The organism is Sulfurimonas sp. (assembly GCF_028694605.1).
Classification (GTDB): domain Bacteria; phylum Campylobacterota; class Campylobacteria; order Campylobacterales; family Sulfurimonadaceae; genus Sulfurimonas.
The window spans coordinates 25,689-38,914 of the sequence record NZ_JAQVKP010000008.1 but is presented as its reverse complement, the minus strand read 5'-3'; the positions used below and the strand labels follow the sequence as shown (position 1 = coordinate 38,914).

The 13,226-nt window shown below is 40.9% G+C and carries 14 protein-coding genes; 2 read left to right on the top strand and 12 right to left on the bottom strand.

Annotated features, from left to right (window positions below; all coding sequences use genetic code 11):
• Positions 1-2: 2 nt before the first annotated feature.
• The 5 genes from PHY84_RS06095 to gap all read right to left on the bottom strand — a co-directional run bounded on the left by PHY84_RS06095 (position 3) and on the right by gap (position 4,560).
• A complete protein-coding gene (locus PHY84_RS06095) occupies positions 3-668 on the bottom strand; it encodes a TorF family putative porin (RefSeq protein WP_299858490.1) in 666 nt (221 codons plus the stop codon).
• A gap of 140 nt (positions 669-808) precedes the next feature.
• On the bottom strand, positions 809-1,624 hold the full coding sequence (gene fabI, locus PHY84_RS06090; protein WP_299858489.1) for an enoyl-ACP reductase FabI: 816 nt from the start codon (positions 1,622-1,624) through the stop codon (positions 809-811).
• Between the two features lie 19 nt (positions 1,625-1,643).
• Complete coding sequence (locus tag PHY84_RS06085) at positions 1,644-2,351, bottom strand: triose-phosphate isomerase (RefSeq protein ID WP_299858488.1); 708 nt, start codon at positions 2,349-2,351, stop codon at positions 1,644-1,646.
• Positions 2,352-2,355: 4 nt separating this feature from the next.
• Positions 2,356-3,552 carry a phosphoglycerate kinase gene (locus PHY84_RS06080; RefSeq protein ID WP_299858487.1) on the bottom strand — a complete coding sequence of 399 codons (1,197 nt, stop codon included), beginning with the start codon at positions 3,550-3,552 and terminating at the stop codon, positions 2,356-2,358.
• 9 nt (positions 3,553-3,561) lie between these two features.
• A complete protein-coding gene (gene gap, locus PHY84_RS06075; RefSeq protein ID WP_299858486.1) occupies positions 3,562-4,560 on the bottom strand; it encodes a type I glyceraldehyde-3-phosphate dehydrogenase in 999 nt (332 codons plus the stop codon).
• Between the two features lie 66 nt (positions 4,561-4,626).
• On the opposite strand from gap, the gene nadD reads away from it, so the two are divergent.
• The gene (gene nadD, locus PHY84_RS06070; RefSeq protein WP_299858485.1) at positions 4,627-5,175 is read left to right on the top strand and encodes a nicotinate (nicotinamide) nucleotide adenylyltransferase; all 549 of its coding nucleotides are present in this window, start codon (positions 4,627-4,629) and stop codon (positions 5,173-5,175) included.
• Positions 5,160-5,495 carry a ribosome silencing factor gene (gene rsfS, locus PHY84_RS06065; RefSeq protein ID WP_299858484.1) on the top strand — a complete coding sequence of 112 codons (336 nt, stop codon included), beginning with the start codon at positions 5,160-5,162 and terminating at the stop codon, positions 5,493-5,495. Before nadD ends, rsfS begins: the two co-directional genes overlap by 16 nt.
• Positions 5,496-5,506: 11 nt before the next feature.
• On the opposite strand, the gene mltF is transcribed toward rsfS, so the two are convergent.
• From mltF to PHY84_RS06030, 7 genes are read right to left on the bottom strand one after another with little or no spacing between them, the layout of a single operon-like run.
• Positions 5,507-6,922 carry a membrane-bound lytic murein transglycosylase MltF gene (mltF, locus tag PHY84_RS06060; protein WP_299858483.1) on the bottom strand — a complete coding sequence of 472 codons (1,416 nt, stop codon included), beginning with the start codon at positions 6,920-6,922 and terminating at the stop codon, positions 5,507-5,509.
• Positions 6,923-6,945: 23 nt separating this feature from the next.
• Positions 6,946-8,220, bottom strand: coding sequence for an ArsS family sensor histidine kinase (locus PHY84_RS06055; RefSeq protein WP_299858482.1), 1,275 nt, complete (start codon positions 8,218-8,220; stop codon positions 6,946-6,948).
• Positions 8,221-8,227: 7 nt separating this feature from the next.
• Positions 8,228-8,890 carry a response regulator transcription factor gene (locus tag PHY84_RS06050; RefSeq protein ID WP_299858481.1) on the bottom strand — a complete coding sequence of 221 codons (663 nt, stop codon included), beginning with the start codon at positions 8,888-8,890 and terminating at the stop codon, positions 8,228-8,230.
• Between the two features lie 10 nt (positions 8,891-8,900).
• Positions 8,901-9,416 carry a ferritin-like domain-containing protein gene (locus PHY84_RS06045; RefSeq protein WP_299858480.1) on the bottom strand — a complete coding sequence of 172 codons (516 nt, stop codon included), beginning with the start codon at positions 9,414-9,416 and terminating at the stop codon, positions 8,901-8,903.
• 17 nt (positions 9,417-9,433) lie between these two features.
• On the bottom strand, positions 9,434-11,569 hold the full coding sequence (feoB, locus tag PHY84_RS06040) for a ferrous iron transport protein B (protein WP_299858479.1): 2,136 nt from the start codon (positions 11,567-11,569) through the stop codon (positions 9,434-9,436).
• The gene (locus PHY84_RS06035; RefSeq protein ID WP_299858478.1) at positions 11,566-11,805 is read right to left on the bottom strand and encodes a FeoA family protein; all 240 of its coding nucleotides are present in this window, start codon (positions 11,803-11,805) and stop codon (positions 11,566-11,568) included. Before PHY84_RS06035 ends, feoB begins: the two co-directional genes overlap by 4 nt.
• A 44-nt stretch (positions 11,806-11,849) precedes the next feature.
• Positions 11,850-13,061 (bottom strand): hypothetical protein, encoded by a 1,212-nt coding sequence (locus PHY84_RS06030; protein ID WP_299858476.1) that lies wholly within the window; start codon positions 13,059-13,061, stop codon positions 11,850-11,852.
• Positions 13,062-13,226 lie beyond the last annotated feature (165 nt).

The following is a 13,226-nucleotide window of genomic DNA, read 5'->3' as shown; positions in this document are numbered from 1 at the left end:
AACTAAAACTTAAAGCCAAGTGTGGCGACGACATTATCTTCGTCTGCACTTGAGTCTGTATCGTGGCTAAAGTCGATATATGCCACGCTTACATCAAACTTCTCAAACGATTTGCCAAGTCCCACCAAGTAGTAATCGCCTATGTTGTTATAACTGCCGTAGGTTGCTTTGAAACCAATCCCGTAAGGCAGAATTGAAGAAGTAATACCGACTTCATAATAATCTTGTGGATTAAGTTCGTTTGTCTCTACTCCTTTATAGTATTTTGCACTCACACCAAACTTATCCCACTCTTTGCTTATGCCGATATACGCTTCGCCAAAGTTGTACTCATCGGACATATTTGGATAAATATACTGAATATAGCCTACATCATAGCCAATTGTAGAGATTTCGCCCTTGTATCCTCCGTACAAATCCGCTTCCATAGAGTTTTTGTCATCTCCAAACTCTACATTTGAGCCCCATACTCCGGCGTATAAGCCTTTGTAGTCCAAATCGATTCCGCCTTGAATGGCAGGTGAGTCTTTTGTCTGTGTCATACCTCTCCATACATAGTTGCTTGTAAATGCCACATTTGCACTCATATTGATGCCTGATTTTTGCTCCTGTGCGGTTGCAAAAGTTGCAAGTAAAGCAGTCACTAGACTTAATTTAAGAAGTTTCATGTTATATCCTTTTATTTTGTTGTAAAATTATTACATAGGAAATTGAGAAGAGGTGCGAGAAAGAGATTAAAAATTAAGCAGTTTTTAGAAGATATTTTGACTTCTCGCAAGAGAAGTCAAACAAAAGTTAAGGTTATGTTTTACTTCACATCCCAAGAGAGAACAGTTTTTCCGTCTCTCTCCTCGGCAGCCGCCATTCCCATTATGTTATATCCTGCATCAACATAGTGAATCTCACCTGTTACACCTGATGCCAAATCACTAAGAAGATACATGGCAGAGTTTCCTACCTGCTCAATCGTGACATTTTTCTTTAGCGGTGCGTTGATTTCATTCCAGTTAAGTATCTGTTTAAAGTCGCCAATCCCCGCTGCTGCAAGAGTACGAATCGGTCCTGCCGAGATAGCATTTACTCTCTGTCCTTTAGCTCCAAGCTCTGCTGCCATATAGCGTACAGTTGACTCTAACGCTGCTTTTGCAACACCCATAACATTATAGTTTACGATATATTTTGGTCCGCCAAGATAAGAGAGCGTTAGGATAGAAGCATCATCCGCAAGTACGCTCTCAAGGCGGTTTGTCAAGTCTATAAGTGAGTAAACAGAGATATCCATTGCGATAGCAAATGCCTGTTTTGTTGTTTTCATAAACGGCTCGCTAAGTGCCTCTTTTGGAGCAAATGCAACAGAGTGTACCAAAAAGTCAATCTTGCCAAAATCTTTTTCAATAAGAGAAGCAATATTTGCCATATGCTCTTCATTTGAAACATCAAGTTCATATACCTTATCGCTTCCAAAAGATGCCGCAAGTGGCTCTACTCTCTTTTTGAGTGCATCATTTAAGTATGTAAACGCCAGTTCTGCACCCTGCTCATGACACGCTTTTGCGATACCGTAAGCGATTGATTTATCATTTGCCAAACCTACTATTAAACCTTTTTTACCCTTCATTACCATCTTTATTTCTCCTTTTTCTTTATTTATCTAATTCTTGCGCATACATACACATTGTACAAAAGTGCTCGGCATACAGTGCTGCACTTCCGACCAAAATCCCATCGACATTTTCAAGCGCCATAACCTCTTTTGCATTGGTTACCTTCACACTTCCGCCATAAAGAAGCGGAGCGCTAGATTTGACTTTTAGCTCTTTATGGATAGAGTCTATCTCCTCAAGCGTTGGTGTCAGCCCCGTTCCTATCGCCCAAACAGGCTCGTAGGCTATGATGAGATTTTCATAAGAAGTATCTATACCCTCATACTGAGCAGATATATACTCCATCATCTTCTCATGCCCTAACTCTCTCACACTCAGAGGCTCTCCGACACAATAGACAATCTTAAATCCAAGATTTTTATAAAAGTTGAACTTTAGAGCAAGTAACTCTTGCGTCTCACCCAAGATATGTCTTCTCTCGCTATGACCAATCAAAATAGTCTTGATACCAAACTCTTCAAGCTGTTCATATCCTATTTCACCGGTAAAAGCACCGTTGATAGCAGGATAGGCGTTTTGTGTTCCAACTACAAGCTGCCCTTTGTGCGAATTTAAGTTTGAGATAGCAGGAAATACCAAAACCTCTTGCGAGACACCGTTTTGCTCTAAAAAATGCTCTACTTCTTGTAGATAGTGAAGCGTTTTTTCTCTTGTAAGGTTGGTTTTAAGGTTTGCCGCAATAATCATCAGCTTACTTTTGAACCATCAAAGAGGCAACACCCGGTAAAACCTTGCCTTCTAAAAGTTCTAGTGAAGCCCCGCCGCCAGTCGAGATAAACGTCATCTCTTCATCCACGCCGATTCTCTGCACCAAGTCCGCCGTGTCACCGCCGCCAACGACTGTCGTTGCATAGCTGTCTGCCACAAAGTGCGCTATTTTGTTAGAGCCTCTTGCAAACTTCTCCATCTCATAAACACCCATCGGTCCGTTCCAGAGAATCGTCTGGGCATCGTTAAGAACTTCTCTATAAAGTCTTACCGTCGCAGGTCCGATATCTAGCCCCATCCAACCAGACGGTATCTCTTGCGATGGAACTATCTTGCTTAGCGTGTCTTCAGAAAATTTCTCAGCCGCCACAACATCAATAGGAAGGTAGAACTTCACGTCAAGTCTCTTTGCCTCTTCCAAGATGCGTCCGGCTTCATCAAGCAAATCATCCTCAACAAGAGAAGCTCCTATGTCGTAGCCTAGGTGCTTTAAAAATGTAAATGCCATTCCTCCGCCTATAAGAATCTTGTCAACTTTAGGAAGAAGATTGATAAGCGCTTCAAGTTTTCCCGAAACTTTACTCCCGCCAACGATTGCAGCAAAAGGACGAACAGGATTTTGGATGATTTTTCCTAAAAACTCTATCTCTTTTTGAAGCAAAAAGCCCGCTGCTTTGTGTTCATTGTCAAAATAGCGTGTGATTCCCTCCACAGAAGCGTGTGCGCGGTGACTTACACCAAAAGCGTCATTGATATAAAACTCAACCATAGATGCGAGTTTTTTTGAAAGCTCTTCATTGTTTTTTGTCTCGCCTGCTTCATAGCGAAGGTTTTCAAGCATTAAAACTTCACCTTCTTTAAGTATGGCTGCCTTTGCAAGAGCATCTTCTCCGACAACATCATTCGCAAGAACAACATCACGCTTGAGAAGCTGCTGGATTCTCTTTGCCACCGGAGCAAGCGAGTATTTTGCAACAACCTGTCCCTCTGGGCGACCAAGGTGTGATGCCAAAATAACTGCACAGTTTTGGTCTAAACAGTAGTGAATTGTCGCAATTGCAGAGCGGATACGGCGATCATCGGAGATATTGCCAAACTCGTCCATCGGTACATTAAAATCACATCTGATAAAAACTTTTTTACCCGCTAAATCTAAATTTTTAATATTTAAAAGTTCCAAATTTGCATCCTATTTGCTGATATAAAGTGCCATGTCTATAAGTCTTGTCGAGTATCCCCACTCGTTGTCATACCATGCCATGATTTTTACCATATCGCCGTCAATTACCTGCGTCAAATCCTCTGCAACGATAGAACTATACTCACATCCTACAAAATCTTGAGAAACACGCATCTCTTTATCCATCAAAATGATGCCTTTGAGTGTTGTTTGCGCAGCTGTGTTAAATGCCGCCGTTACTTCCTCTTTTGTTACTTTTCTCTTTACAATTACATTCAAATCAACCATAGAGACGTTAGGTGTCGGAACACGCACGCTTTGCCCGTGAAGCTTGCCTTTGAGTTGAGGAAGCACCAAGCCGATAGCTTTTGCAGCTCCTGTTGTCGTAGGTATCATGTTGATAGCTCCGGCACGTGCACGGCGCTTGTCTTTTGAGTGTTTGACATCAAGGATATTTTGGTCGTTTGTATAGGAGTGGATAGTTGTCATAAGTCCTTTTTCGATACCAAAAGCATCATCAAGCACTTTTGCGATAGGTCCTAAACAGTTTGTAGTACAAGAAGCGTTTGAAACTATGTTCTGCCCCGCATAGAGATGTTCGTTCACGCCGATAACAAATGTCGGGGTATCATCTTTTGCCGGAGCAGAGAAGAGAACTTTTTTGACACCGTTGTCGATGTGAACCTGTGCATCTTTTTGGCTTAAAAAGACACCTGTACACTCTAAAACCATATCTGCTCCGCATTCTGCAAATTTGAGATTTTTTGGGTCACGGTCACTGAACACTCTGATTTTTTGTCCGTTAATAGCAATATTTTGCTCATCAAGCTGTGTTACTTCAGCGTTAAATGTCCCATGAACAGAATCATTCTTAAGAAGATAGAGCATCATGTCCATACTAGCGGCGTCGTTTATAGCCACCACTTCCACATCATCTCTTGTTGCAGCTATGCGTGCGACACAGCGACCGATTCTACCAAATCCGTTAATTGCTATCTTTAATGCCATATCATGATTCCTAAAAAGTAAAAGTTGGGCAATTTTATCTAAAATTAGTTATAATTCGCTTTAAATATGGATACGATTGCACTTTTTGGCGGCTCTTTTGATCCGCCTCATATCGGACACGAAGCTGTTGTCAGGGCTTTAAAAAATTTTAGAGATATTGACAAAATTATCATCATGCCAACATTTTTAAATCCTTTTAAATCAACTTTTCATGCCCCTGCACACGTAAGGCTGGAGTGGCTTAGAGAGATTTTTAGCGGTGATGAAGATGTTGTCATCTCTGATTATGAAGTTTTACAAAAGAGACAAGTTCCAACGATAGAGACGGTGGAACATCTGCTTGAGAGTTACAAAAAAATCTATCTTGTCATAGGTGCGGACAATCTCGCAAAACTACATCTGTGGAAGAGCTATGAGAGGCTCAAAGAGCTTATAACCTTTGTTGTGGTCTCACGGGAAAATATTGAGATTCCAAAAGAGTTTCTCACGCTTAATGTTGCAGTAGATATCTCCTCAACCGACTTAAGAGAAGAGATGGAGATAACAAAACTGCCAAAAAAATGCGCAACGCAAATATATAACTTTTACAAGGAAAACAATTGCAAAACAGAATAGAAAGAATCACAGAAGTTTTGGATAAAAACAAAGCGGAAAATATAGAGGTTTTTGACCTTAGAAACAAAAACTACTTTGTTGACTATGCCATTATCGCCTCTTCTTTAGGTTCAAAACATACACTTGCTCTTTTGGATCACCTCAAAAGAGATTTAAAACCAGCAGAAAAGTTCAATGCCGTAGATGAGAGCAGTGACTGGATAGTTGTGGATTTGGGCGATATCCTCATCCATATCATGACGCCCGAGTATCGTGTCAAATACGACATGGAGAGTTTTTTAAGCTCTTTAGCCGATGGCAAAGAGGGAATGGCTTTTTAAAGCCTTCTGCTCTATTTTTGAAGCAAGGCTGTCTCGCTGTCAATCTTTTGTAGAATATCTCTATAGTCGTAGATAGCATCTACATAGCGTACCGCTTCGCTTCCTCTTGCATAACCGTGTTTAAGTGTTTTATAGTACTTCTTTTGCGATAGAAGCGGCAGTACCACTTTTAAATCTGTCCAGCTGTTTTGATTGAGTCCGAGCTGCTGTGCCAGCTTTTGAGCATCAAAAACATGTCCAAGCCCTATATTGTAAGCCGCAAGGGCAAATTTAAGGCGCTCTTCTCCCCCCACTTCGGCAGGAATATTTGTGAGCATCTCACGAAGATGTTTCGCCCCTCCAAAAACACTATCTTTAGGGTCGGTTCTATCTTTTACTCCAAGCAAATCTGCCGTATTTTGCGTAAGCATCATCAGCCCTCTTACGCCTGTAAAGCTCACTGCATTGGGATTCCAGTGAGATTCTTGGTAAGAGAGTGCCGCAAGAACTGAATAGGGGATATTGTATTTACCGGAAGCCTCTTTAAAGTAGTGTTCATATTTTGGCAAAAGCGTCTTGATACGCTTATAAAACATTGCAGTATCATAATAATCAAAAAAGAGGACATAACTGTAGTAGTGGTCTTTAAGCCGTGCCATCTCGCCGCTTTGGTTAAAGGAGTTGAGCCACTCGTACATATGCGCTTTTAACATATCTGAATCCGGCGCCAAAATCCACGCCTGCTGTCTTCTGTTTGTTACATCAAAAGCCAGTTCTATATTTTTAAAATAGCGTTGATTAAGAGCATAAATATTGGAATCGACGATTGTGCAATCTATTTCATGAGAATCTACCTGTGCGATAAGTTCATCCGTGGATAGCTCGGGCGAATAGGTTGCATTTATATCAAACCCATCTTGCTTGAGCTGTTCTATCGTCTCGCTGTAGCTTGTATCTTCGCCTACGACTATACTAAGGTTGGAGAGTTTGTCCATGCTGGTCGGAAATCTTCCGTCTTGTGTCAACGACTTATGACATATAAGCTGCTCTTGTGCCTCAAAGTAGGAGGGACCAAAGATATAGGTCTGTTCCCTTTTTGTTGTTTTTGTCAAAGAGGCTGAAGTGATTTGAATATCGGGATTTTTGCTTAGTTCCAGCGCCTCTTTGATGGTATTTGCCGTTGTAACGTTTAGCGTAACGCCAAGATATTTTGCATAAGCATTTAAAAGGTCATATTCAAACCCTTTTGGTCCGTCTGAACCTATATAGTAGGTCGATGGAGAGTTGAGCAGCACAACATTTAAAACTCCATCTTTTTGTATCTTTTTAAGGGTAGAACTTTTGACAATTTTGTGTGCATTCTCATAGAGTACATGCCCCATCCAGCCAAAAAAGAAGAAACTCATCGCAAAAAGCGCAACTGTTCCTTTGTTCATATATTTTTTCATGCTAGTAGTTTATCCTTCAAAACTTATGCAAATATAAAACGATTTGTTCCATTTTCATACTCATGTGCGAGTACTTGTCCATGTGCCTTTAAGATAGAGTCCACAAGATAAAGCCCAAGTCCAAAGCTGTTTTTGGACGGGTTGTCTTTAGTAAAAGGCTCTATGTAGTACTGAAGCGGATGAGCGATGCACTCTCCTTTGCTCTCAAAAACAAGCTCATCGTTTTTGACAAGGACCGCAACATGCGCATCAGTGGAGTACTTGATACCGTTGTCTATCATGTTTTTTATCGCTGTTGTGTAGAGCCTATAGTTTGCGTTTATCTTTTTTGTAGAATCGACATTGATAGCAACACTGCTTGGTTCTACCATCGCCATATCCATAGCACCATCAACAATATCAATAAGGCGGTACTCTTTAAACTCAGCTCTATCTCCGATAGTTGTTACCTCTTCGATAAGCGCAAACTCATTGATAAGGGACTCCAGACGCCCGAAGATGGAAGTAAATCTATCTCGCTGCTTTTGAGATTCCAGCATCTGCGTTGCTATGGTTCCTTTTGCTATGGGTGTTTTAAGTTCATGCATGATATTGCGCAAAAAGAGGGTTCTTGACTCAAGTATGATATTTATCTTCTGGCGTGTGGCTTCAAGCTCATTTGCTACAAGTGCTATCTCATCTTGCCCGTTGGTCTTAAAGGAGACATTCATATCGCCGTTTCCATAGAGGGCAATTTTTTTTCTTAAGCGTATAAGAGGTCTTAACCTGCGTAAAATAAGGATAAAAGAGATAAAAATAATGGAGATGATAAGCAAATAAGGAGAGACTACATTCCAGTATTTATAAGGTTTTAGCTCCTCATCAAGAATGATAACAGAAGCGTTTGGCGAAGCAATTTGAAAGTAGATTTTTTTGTTAAACTCAAGCATTGTTGCACTCAAATCGGTCACTACACGCTGCGTATAAAAGCCGTTTCCTGAAAAAAGAAGTGAGGCGTTAACATTTTGAAAATCTTTTTTCTTGAGTATTTTTGCATTTTTTAGAATAACTGTCGCATCGGCTTTTTGTTTAACAAGTACAAAATTATAAACAGCGAGATTTGCCTCAAGCATAACCTCAGAACCCTCTTGCTGCTGATACTGCTGATAAATTTGCGTGATGATGGCATGTTTGGTAAATATATTGTTGATGTAGTTTTGTCTGTTTAGCTGAAAAAATTTCCAAAAAACCGCACTGACACTCACAAGTGTTACCGTGAGTGCAAAAAGAACGGTGATTAAAACGGCATGTTTGCGCAAAAAAGAGCTACTTTAAGAGTTTATAGCCAACGCCTCGAACAGACTCGATAAGCGCTTTATCTCCGAGTTTATTTCGGATACGACCTACCATAACGTCGATGCTTTTGTTAGAGGAGTCCTCGTTTATGGCGTTGACATTATGAATCAAATCTTCTCTTGAGACAACAAGCCCCTGTTTTGCAATCATGTAGGAAAGTATCCCGAACTCTGCGTTTGTGAGGTCGATATTTCTACCCTTATATGTAATCATCATAGATGATAAATCGCACTTAAAGTCGCTTTTGGACTCCTCTCTTTGCTGCGATTTTGCCTCATAGCGTCTGAGAACCGAGTGGATGCGAGCTTCCAACTCTCGTGGGTCATAAGGTTTTGGGATATAGTCATCAGCACCCAACTCAAGCGCTTTTACTTTGTCCGTAACATCACTTCTGGCAGATGAGATAATAATAGGGATGTCCTGACGCTCACGAATAGCTTCGCAAACTTCCAAACCATCCATTCCCGGAAGCGTCAAGTCCAAAATAACAAGGTCAAACGGCTCTAACTTTAGGATGCTAACCGCTTTAAAAGGGTCATCCTCAGTGATAATCTTAAAATCAAACTGTTCAAGATACTCCGTAAGTATCTCCGCAAGCTCCAAATCGTCTTCAATCATCAATATCTTTTTCATACTCTAGCCTCTATACAAGTGATTTTTTAAGGTCTGCCACAAACTCGGTAATATCGTCATGAAGTGCTTGAAGATCCTCCTCATGCTCTACTTCATCGGCTAGGATTTGCGAAACTATATCGTAAGTAACGATATCTTTGTCCCGTGTCATATCGACAAGCTGCGAATAGATGGAAATAGCACACTGCTCTCCTTTGATGGAGTCTTGCAAGATGCTCACGACATCAAAATCTTTTGGCTCTTCATAACCACAGCGCGAGTGCGTAAACCACTCTTTCGGGTTAAGCAGAGGAGTGCCGCCTAGCTGTATGATTCTATCTGCAACCATTGTCGCATGTCTTAGCTCATCCGCCGCATGCTGGTTAAGTTCCACAATTGCGGCATCTTTCATAATACCTTTGACAACCTTTGCCTCAATAAAGTACTGGTAGTGTGCCAACCACTCATCTGCGTATGCTTTGTTAAGCACCGCAATGATTTCACTTACCTCCAAGCCTTTGATAATAGAATTTCCAAACTTTGCCATAACTAACTCCTTAGGATTTATGTCAATAACTTCGTAACATTGTAAGCAATAAATGCTAACGTATAAGCAACAACAGAGGTAAACGCCAAAAGATAGAAGAAGTATTTGATATGTCCCGCCTCTTTAGTAAAGACGGTTGAAGCCGCCAGACAAGGCAAGTAGGTCATAACTACAAAGATAAACGCCACTGCAGAGGCAAGTGGAATATTGCTAGAGATAATCTCTTTGAGCGAGCTGTTCTCTTCATCCACCTCATCACCCAAAGAGTACAAAACTCCAAGCGTAGAGACAACAACCTCTTTTGCGGCAAGTCCGGTTTGAAGCGCTACGCTCATCTTCCAGTCAAATCCAAGCGGTGCAAAAAGAGGCTCTGAAAACTTCCCGATTTGCCCCAGATAACTCTGCTCCAAATTTGCCTGAGCAAGAGAGTTTGCAAGATCTCTCTTCTCCTCCTCGCTTGAGGCATTTTCTATCTTTTGTGCGTAGCTCTCCTCTAGTGCAAGATTGTGCGGATAGTTGCTAAAAAACCAGATAAGTATGGAAGCAACGGCTATAAATGTTCCCGCTTTTCTAAGATACATTACCGTTTTTGTAACCACCGTGTGCCAGATAAGCTTAAGAGAGGGAAGTCTATACTTTGGCATCTCCATAACAAATGGTTCATCCACACCTTTAAATGCGGTAAGTTTGAGTACCTTTGCAGCGATAAGCCCAAAAGATGCACCGATGATATAGATGGCAAAAAGAACATTTCCTGCCATACTCTCAGAGAAAAAAGCGCCAGCAAAAAGAACATAGACAGGAAGTCTCGCCCCACAGCTCATAAACCCGATAACAAAGAGCGTAAGAAGTCTGTCTCGGTCATTTTTAAGGATGCGCGCAGACATATAAGCTGGAATGGAGCATCCAAAGCCCGTGACAAGCGGAATGAAAGACTGCCCGTGAAGACCAAATTTGTGGAAAAATCCATCAAGCAAAAAGGCAACTCTGGACATATAGCCCGTACTCTCCAAAAGCGCGATACCCAAAAACAAAATGGCGATGTTTGGCACAAATAGCATAACCGCCCCTACTCCGGCGATAACTCCGTCCACCACCAAAGAGCGGACATCCTCGTTTGGTATGGTCGCACCCACAGCGTCCCCAAGCCAAGAAAAAATCCCGTCTATCCACTCCATCGGGATAGAGCCTATCTCAAATGTAAGCTGAAAAAGAGACCACATAAAGAAGAGAAAAATCGGGATGCCAAAGATATTGTGAATCAAAATAGAGTCTATCTTGTCGGTAAGCGTTCTTCGTTTTGGCTCTTTGGCAAAGTGTAGCACTTCGGCAACAACACCTTTGTTAAAAGATGCATACTCTTCAGCAAACGCCTCTTTTATATCATCGCTTCCGTGGTGAAGCTCAATATGCCTCATCGCTTCTACAAGAAGCGGCTGCAACTCTGTCCAGACAGGGTCGTCATGGAGCTTGGTATAAGTTTGCTTCTCTCCTTTGAGCAGATTTATAGCAATGTTTCTATATGAGTTTTCATCTTTAAATCTGTGCTTTGCCAAACTCTCCTCTAAAAGCGCAATTTCCTCTTCCACCGCTTCACTAAAGAGTAGTTTGTTTTGCGAGTGCTTCTTTTCAAACTCTTCTATCACTGCTTCTATAAGCTCTTTTATACCAAGTTTTGTAGCGGCGGAGACCTTTACGCAAGGTACCCCAAGGATAAGCGACATCTGTTTGCTATCTATCTCTATGCCCTCTTTTTGCGCCTCATCGCTCATGTTAAGTGCAATAACCATCTTTTTGCCAAGACTCATAAGTTCGGTAGAGAGTTGCAGATTTTTTTCCAAGTTCGTTGAATCCATAACATTGATGATAAGGTCATAATCTTGGGCTATAAGAAACTGTGTTGTAACCCTCTCCTCCATGGAATACTCGTTCAGAGCATAGGTTCCCGGCAAATCTACAACAGTAAAATGATGTTCCTTATAGTCAAAAAGCACCTCGCTCTTTTCCACCGTCACGCCCGTAAAATTACCCACATGCAAGTGAGCATTAGAGATGGAGTTGATAAGCATGCTCTTGCCGACATTTGGCTGTCCAACGAGAGCCACTTTAATGTGTTTTGCCGTTATGGGGCAACTCTTTGCATTGATTCTCATACTTTTTGCACCTCTATAAGTTCAGCCTCTTGCGCTCTAAGAGCCAGTCTTGTTTTACCAACTTTTATCTCGATAGTGCTTTTTGCGGGAGCATACTCCAAAACTTCTATAACTGCATCTTTCATCACACCAAAGGATATAAGGCGCGCTTTAAGCTCTGCTGTGGCGTGTAACTTCTTTATTTTTACGACACACGCCTTTTTGCATTCGCTTAATTTTTTCGTACTCTCAGACATATTTCTCTTTTCTTTTTCTGTAATGATAATAGATATCATATTAATTAAAAATTATAGGAGAGCAAAACTCTCATATTTTCCCAATTTCCGCCATTGCTATAGCTATGCTCCTTGTCTCTGTCTTTAACATAGACAACCGCCAGCATCAACTCTTTTTGCAGGGTGTATTCACAACCTATATTTTGCTCTATGATGTGCTCTTTTGCTCCAAGAGAGTTTGCATTCCCCTTAAAATCCCCATAGGCATACATCAATTTTAAATTATTATAGTTGTATGTGAAACCGGCTACAACAGCTTTTGCGCCCCTATCCATTGTTATGGCATCTAAAATCATGCTATCCATACTCGTAAAAAGCGCACCGCCGCCAAATCCGCTAAAACTTGCTTTGCCGCTCTCTTTTTGGGAGTTGTTATATGCCGCATTTAGAGTAAAGCCATAAGCCGATACTTCTGCTAATAAGCCATATACAGAAGCTTTGGTACCGCTATTATCAATCTCATTTTCTCTTAAGTATTGAACCGCACCCAAAATAGACAAATCATCACTTATCTCATAGCCAAACTTTGCGTCAAGATATGTTGCATCTGTTAATTTTGAGATATTGTAATACCACGCATTTGCCTCCATTGTATCTTTTGAATATGTAATGCCGCCAAATAGGGTGCCATCTTCACCAGTCTTAACCCAGCCATTATCCAAACCTGCATCAGTGCCTTGCCATTTTTCCAACTTTCCTGCCATAAAATTAAAGTTCAAAGTTTCATAAGTTGCTATATACGCTTCAAATGTATTTTGAATCATTCTTATATCATCGCTGTCCGCCAAAGGCGTATCGATAAGCTGACGGCCTGCACGAAAATTAAAATCATTATAGCTGTAGTTTAGATATGCTTCACTTAGTGTATTGTACTCTCCGTTAGACGAAGAGAGTTCATCATTTTGCTTGCTTCCCCTCTCCCCAGTAGCAAAACCCAAATCATGCGATACTGCAAAAGCAGCAGCCGCACTAAAACCATCTAGCTCAGAGAGCTCATATTTCAGATACCCGCCAAGCGCCGTAGCATAAACATCATCTTCTCCCAACTGCTTTTGATTGTATCCTGCATAAATAGCTCTGATATTTCCTGAAACTTTACCCTCTTCGAACATCTGTGAAACCGTTGAAGCTTTTACTTGTAAATTTTCATCTGCTAAAAGTGCTGCACCGGATGTCAAGGCAGATATAAAAAACAAACTCTTTAGTGAACCGTTCATATTAATCCTTTGTAATTTTGTTTAATTAAGAAATGATAATCACTATCAGCTTATATCTCTCTTAATATTGATAACTGATATCAAATATCTTTTTAAAACGCTATTTGTCTATTAAGACTTCCTGCAAAGCCTAGTTTTCGCTTAATGTTAGCTTTAAAATCCGTT

What these genes read in the sequence shown, in the direction of transcription:
- PHY84_RS06095 (WP_299858490.1), bottom strand. Translation starts at nt 668, where the DNA reads ATGAAACTTCTTAAATTAAGTCTAGTGACTGCTTTACTTGCAACTTTT.
- mltF (WP_299858483.1), bottom strand. Translation starts at nt 6,922, where the DNA reads ATGAAAAAATATATGAACAAAGGAACAGTTGCGCTTTTTGCGATGAGT.
- gap (WP_299858486.1), bottom strand. Translation starts at nt 4,560, where the DNA reads ATGGCATTAAAGATAGCAATTAACGGATTTGGTAGAATCGGTCGCTGT.
- fabI (WP_299858489.1), bottom strand. Translation starts at nt 1,624, where the DNA reads ATGGTAATGAAGGGTAAAAAAGGTTTAATAGTAGGTTTGGCAAATGAT.
- PHY84_RS06085 (WP_299858488.1), bottom strand. Translation starts at nt 2,351, where the DNA reads ATGATTATTGCGGCAAACCTTAAAACCAACCTTACAAGAGAAAAAACG.
- feoB (WP_299858479.1), bottom strand. Translation starts at nt 11,569, where the DNA reads ATGAGAATCAATGCAAAGAGTTGCCCCATAACGGCAAAACACATTAAA.
- PHY84_RS06045 (WP_299858480.1), bottom strand. Translation starts at nt 9,416, where the DNA reads ATGGCAAAGTTTGGAAATTCTATTATCAAAGGCTTGGAGGTAAGTGAA.
- PHY84_RS06035 (WP_299858478.1), bottom strand. Translation starts at nt 11,805, where the DNA reads ATGTCTGAGAGTACGAAAAAATTAAGCGAATGCAAAAAGGCGTGTGTC.
- PHY84_RS06030 (WP_299858476.1), bottom strand. Translation starts at nt 13,061, where the DNA reads ATGAACGGTTCACTAAAGAGTTTGTTTTTTATATCTGCCTTGACATCC.
- PHY84_RS06050 (WP_299858481.1), bottom strand. Translation starts at nt 8,890, where the DNA reads ATGAAAAAGATATTGATGATTGAAGACGATTTGGAGCTTGCGGAGATA.
- nadD (WP_299858485.1), top strand. Translation starts at nt 4,627, where the DNA reads ATGGATACGATTGCACTTTTTGGCGGCTCTTTTGATCCGCCTCATATC.